Source organism: Streptomyces sp. NPDC006265 (assembly GCF_040613555.1).
Taxonomy (GTDB): domain Bacteria; phylum Actinomycetota; class Actinomycetes; order Streptomycetales; family Streptomycetaceae; genus Streptomyces.
In genome coordinates this window covers 1-4,554 of sequence record NZ_JBEXSH010000162.1, presented here as the reverse complement: position 1 = coordinate 4,554, position 4,554 = coordinate 1, and the positions used below count along the sequence as shown (strand labels likewise).

6 protein-coding genes and 1 pseudogene are annotated in these 4,554 nt (G+C 71.7%); 5 read left to right on the top strand and 2 right to left on the bottom strand.

Going from position 1 to position 4,554, the window contains the following annotated elements; all coding sequences use genetic code 11:
- From ABZ281_RS15910 to ABZ281_RS15895, 4 genes and pseudogenes are all read left to right on the top strand, one after another.
- Positions 1 to 273 (top strand): annotated as a pseudogene (locus tag ABZ281_RS15910) (hypothetical protein); the annotation flags it as partial.
- On the top strand, positions 270 to 1,547 hold the full coding sequence (locus ABZ281_RS15905; protein WP_356655886.1) for an MlaD family protein: 1,278 nt from the start codon (positions 270 to 272) through the stop codon (positions 1,545 to 1,547). The pseudogene ABZ281_RS15910 and the gene ABZ281_RS15905, both read left to right, overlap by 4 nt.
- A gap of 20 nt (positions 1,548 to 1,567) precedes the next feature.
- Positions 1,568 to 2,032, top strand: a complete 465-nt coding sequence (locus ABZ281_RS15900; RefSeq protein ID WP_356655884.1) for a hypothetical protein — start codon at positions 1,568 to 1,570, stop codon at positions 2,030 to 2,032.
- A gap of 48 nt (positions 2,033 to 2,080) precedes the next feature.
- Positions 2,081 to 2,863 carry a hypothetical protein gene (locus ABZ281_RS15895; protein WP_356655882.1) on the top strand — a complete coding sequence of 261 codons (783 nt, stop codon included), beginning with the start codon at positions 2,081 to 2,083 and terminating at the stop codon, positions 2,861 to 2,863.
- A gap of 112 nt (positions 2,864 to 2,975) precedes the next feature.
- On the opposite strand, the gene ABZ281_RS15890 is transcribed toward ABZ281_RS15895, so the two are convergent.
- Both ABZ281_RS15890 and ABZ281_RS15885 read right to left on the bottom strand, forming a co-directional pair.
- Positions 2,976 to 3,341, bottom strand: coding sequence for a MazG-like family protein (locus ABZ281_RS15890; RefSeq protein WP_356655880.1), 366 nt, complete (start codon positions 3,339 to 3,341; stop codon positions 2,976 to 2,978).
- Positions 3,342 to 3,395: 54 nt separating this feature from the next.
- Positions 3,396 to 3,953, bottom strand: a complete 558-nt coding sequence (locus ABZ281_RS15885) for a DoxX family protein (RefSeq protein ID WP_356655878.1) — start codon at positions 3,951 to 3,953, stop codon at positions 3,396 to 3,398.
- 151 nt (positions 3,954 to 4,104) lie between these two features.
- Between ABZ281_RS15885 and ABZ281_RS15880 the strand changes: the two genes are divergently transcribed.
- Positions 4,105 to 4,431: a nuclear transport factor 2 family protein gene (locus ABZ281_RS15880; RefSeq protein WP_356655876.1), complete on the top strand. Its 327-nt coding sequence runs from the start codon at positions 4,105 to 4,107 to the stop codon at positions 4,429 to 4,431.
- Positions 4,432 to 4,554 lie beyond the last annotated feature (123 nt).

Below are 4,554 nucleotides of genomic sequence, written 5' to 3'. Positions count from 1 at the left end.
GCCAGGCATGCGGATCTCTGTTTCCTCGGACATGGACGAACCCGTCGCCCGCTCCATCGCCCGGACGTGCCGGGTGTGCCGAAGCCCACCGCGCTGCCGAGCAGTCCGACCGTGCCGTCGTCCCCGTCCGCCCCCTCGGGAGGCGACGACCCGCTGTGCCCGCCGGTGTGCACCGCCGGCTACGGCCCAGCGGGCTACCGGACCGGGGGCTACCGGACCGAGGGAATCAACCTCGAACTCGCCGAGCTGATGCTGAAGGGGGTCCAGCCGTGATCACCCGTACGGTCAAGGCGCAACTGATCGCCTTCGCCACCCTCACCGCTGTAGGCGTGTCGTACGTCGGCGCCGAGTACACGGGCCTGGTGGACGAGGTCCTGGACCGCGGCTACACCGTGCGGGCCGACTTCGCCGACTCCGGGGGCGTGTTCCCCGGTGCCGAGGTCACCTACCGCGGGGTGCCGGTGGGCAAGGTCGGCGCACTGCGCCTGGCCGGCTCGGACGGGGTCTCGGTCACGCTCGACATCGAGGACGGTGCGCCGCGCATCCCGGCGGACACGCTGGCGGTGGTGGCGAACCGCTCGGCGGTGGGCGAGCAGTACGTCGACCTCCAGCCCCGGGCCTCCCGCGGACCGTACCTGCTGGACGGCAGCACGATCCCGCGCGAGAGCACACGGGTGCCGCTGTCGACGACGGACATGGTCCTCAGCCTCGACCGCCTGGTGAACTCGCTCGGCAAACACGACCTGCGGGTCACCGTCGACGAGTTGGGCAAGGCGTTCGCCGGTACCGGCCCGAACCTGGGCCGCCTGGTGGACTCGGGCAACACCCTGGTCGAGTCGGCGTCCGAGGCGCTGCCGGAGACGATCGCCCTGATCGAGGACTCACGGAAGGTCCTGAAGACGCAGGCCGACCAGGGCTCGTCGATCAAGTCGTTCGCACGCGATCTGGCGGCGCTGTCAGCCCAGTTGAAGTCCAGTGACGGGGACCTGCGCAAGCTGATCGGCAACGCGCGGCCGGCGGCGCAGGAACTGAACTCGCTGCTGAAGTCGAGCGGGCCGCAGCTGTCGGTCCTGCTGGCCAACCTGATCAGCGGCGGCCAGGTCACGCTGGCCCGCCTCCCCGGCGTGGAGCAGGCCCTCGTCACCTTCCCGCTGACGGTGGCAGGCAGCTACACGGTCGTCCCCGGCGACGGCACCACCCACTTCGGCCTGGTGCTGAACGCCGACGAACCGCCGGCCTGCAGTCAGGGGTACGGCACGGCACGCCGCGACCCGGCGGACACCAGCACACGCGAGGCGAACGGCGACGCCCGCTGCACGCTCCCGCGCGGCAGCGCGTCGTCGGTACGCGGCGCGCAGAACGCCCCGGGCGCGTCGAGGGCCGACGGCGGCGCGAACCATGCGGCACACATCGCCCCGTACGACCCGGAGACCGGCACCACCACCGGCCCGGACGGAAGGAACGTCGAGATCGGCTCGGCGGGCGGCCAGCAGGCCGTGTTCGGAAAGGAATCGTGGCAATGGCTGCTCGTTGGTCCCATGGCATGAGGCGGGTACGGCCCCGAGTGATGACGGCGGGACTCGTCGCGGCGACCGTCATCACCACAGCACTGGCGCTCTGGCTGGCCTTCGGAATCCACGAACAGCGCGAGGCGGACCAACGGCGCCAGGACATCCTGGCCGCGGCCCGCCAGTCGGCACTGAACTTCACCTCCCTCGACTACCGGCACTACGACCGCGACAGCGCGCATGTCCTGGCGGGTGCGACCGGCGACTTCAAGAAGCAGTTCACCGCCCAGACGAAGCAGCTGACGAAGCTGGTGGCCCAGAACAAGTCCGTGTCGGAAGGCCAGGTCCCAGAGGCGGGCATCGTCCGCTCCGACGAGAACTCGGCCCGTGTGCTGGTGGTCGCCGACAGCAAGGTGACCAACACCGCCGTGCCCGGGGGAGAGGCGCGCACGTACCGGCTCCAGCTCGACCTCGTACACAAGGACGGCCGCTGGCTGACGTCCGACGTCGAGTTCGTCGGCTGATTCACGGGCCGATCCGCCGACCGACAAGCACCGACGAGGAGTACCACCATGCCGAAGACGACCACCGGCCGCGCCCCCGGTCCCGGCGCCCGCCGCACCATGACGGCGGCCGCCCGCGCGGCGGCGAAGCGCGCGGAGCGCGGCCACCGTGAAGCGGGCGCGGCGACGGCCGGCGACGAGGTGTCCCCACGCCGGGCCGAGCGGCCACGCGCCGGACGCACGGTCCTCGTCGAGGCCCCGAAGGACAGCTGGGACGACCCGCCGGAGCCGTCGACGGACTCGTTCTTGGAGCACGGGCCTCAAGAGCGGAGCGAGCCCGGTCCCGGCGGACGCCGCAGGCTGCTCACCTCGGTCCTGGCCGTCCTGCTCGTCGTCGGCCTGGTCGCGCTCGCCGCCCTGGGACGGCAGTACCGTGACGGCCACCTGACGGAGACCGCCCGGACCGAGGCGCTCACGGCCGCGCGAAAGGCGGCACCGACCGTCCTGTCGTACGACTACCGCCACCTGGACAAGGACTTCTCGAGGGCCCGCGCCCACCTGACCGGTGACTTCCGCGACGAGTACGGCAAGACCACGAAGACCGTGGTCGCCCCGACGGCCAAGAAGTACCGCGGCGTGGTGAAGGCAAGGGTCGCCGCCCCCGGCTCCGGCGGCGCCCCTGCCGCCTCCGTCGTCTCGGCCTCCCCCGACAAGGTCGTCGTCCTGCTCTTCGTCAACCAGGTCACCGAGAGCACCCAGGTGACGGGCTCCCGCCTGGACCAGAACCGGGTGCGGATGACGATGGACCGCACGGACGACGGGTGGAAGGTGAGCGCGGTGGACGCGCTGTGAAGGCAGGACCGGCTTCTCGGGGACATCTCGTCGGGGATCCGGCCGGCGTAGACCCCTGCCGGTACGGGCGCTTGGCGGAAAGGTGAACGGGCTCTCGTGCGGTACCCGGTGATCAGAGCGGCTGACGCGGAACGTCCGCCTGTGCCGACCGCACCGTGGACCGCCGTGCCACCCGATCCAGGTGCCGTGCGAACACCTCCCGAGCCTCCGGCGTCAGCGTCCGCAACGCCATCAGCGCCGTGATGACGACATCGCACAACTCCGCCTCCACGTCCTCCCACGTGTGCGTGACGCCCTTGCGCGGGTTCTGCCCCGTCGCCCCGATCACCGCCTGCGAGACCTCGCCGACCTCCTCCGACAGTTTCAGGATGCGCAGCAGGAGGCCCTCGCGGCCCTCGACGGGGCGGTTGGTGTCGAGCCACTCCGACAGGGCATCGATGGTGGACCAGAGTTCAGGGGCGGGGGACTGTTCGTTCATGGGGGCGCAGCCTGCCATGGGGGACTGACAACGCCCCGGGCCCCGACCGGACCCCTACTCCATGTACTCCTCCTCGAACAACGCCTCCTGCTCCCCCTCCTTCGCCTTCCGCAGGCGCCTCGCCCGGGACCCCACCACCACCGCCGTGCCCGCCGCCGTCGCCGCGAAGGCCGCCGGGATCATCCAGCCGCGGTTCACCGCGTGGCCGAGCAGGTGGTCCAGGGAGAGGCGGCCCGGGCCGGTGACGGCCAGGCCCGCCGCCGTCAGGCCCAGCGTCGCCGCGTACTCGTAGCCGCCGCCCTGGTTGAAGAAGCCGTTCGGGGCGTGCACCGCCGCCGCGCCCGCCATCGCGCCGGCCGCTGCCGCGCCCGCGGCCGGGGTGGCCAGGCCCAGGGCCAGCAGCGTGCCGCCGCCGGTCTCCGCGAGGCCCGCCGCCGTCGCGCTCGCCTTGCCGGGGACGTAGCCGACGGACTCCATGAACTGGCCGGTCCCCTCGATGCCGTGGCCGCCGAACCAGCCGAACAGCTTCTGCGCGCCGTGGGCGGCCAGCGCGCCGCCCGCCCCCAGCCGGAGCAGCAGCAGACCCAGATCACGTCGGTCGTCACGCCTCACGTCGTCTCCCGGAGCAGGCAGCAATCAACAAGGAACAGGACCACTCGTCGCGACTCCACGGTCGCATCGCCGACACCCCACCGACCGCCCCGGGACGCCGTTCGGGTGGCACGGGTGGCGTCGGACGGTGGCCGGTACGAGGCTGGCTCGTATGACGATTCAGACCACCCGCCTCAGCGACCCGGCCGTCCGGGCCTTCGTGGCCGCCGTGAACAACCACGACCGCGAGAGCTTCATGAAGCTCCTCGCGCCGGGCGCGACCATGACGGACGACGGTTCCGACCGCGACCTCGACGACTGGGTGGACCGGGAGATCTTCTCCTCCCACGGCCACATGGAGGTCGACAACGAGTCCAACGGCGGCCGCTCGCTCCTCGCCCGCTACAGCAACGACACCTGGGGCGAGATGCGCACCCGGTGGAGTTTCCACGTGGACGACGACGGTCGGATCACGCGTTTCGAGACCGGGCAGGCCTGAATACCGGCCCCGCGGGGGCTTGTCCTCGTGTGCGCTCCAACTCCTAGTGCCGCGGCAGGCAACGTTTGCCCGTTGAGGAGCGGCGTTTGGTGCGTGCTCTCGGCGTGGCGGCCGGAAGCCCTC

Bases quoted from the DNA above. Each gene is read 5' to 3' on its own strand.
- ABZ281_RS15880 (WP_356655876.1), top strand. From the start codon at position 4,105: ATGACGATTCAGACCACCCGCCTCAGCGACCCGGCCGTCCGGGCCTTC.
- ABZ281_RS15890 (WP_356655880.1), bottom strand. From the start codon at position 3,341: ATGAACGAACAGTCCCCCGCCCCTGAACTCTGGTCCACCATCGATGCC.
- ABZ281_RS15900 (WP_356655884.1), top strand. From the start codon at position 1,568: ATGACGGCGGGACTCGTCGCGGCGACCGTCATCACCACAGCACTGGCG.
- ABZ281_RS15895 (WP_356655882.1), top strand. From the start codon at position 2,081: ATGCCGAAGACGACCACCGGCCGCGCCCCCGGTCCCGGCGCCCGCCGC.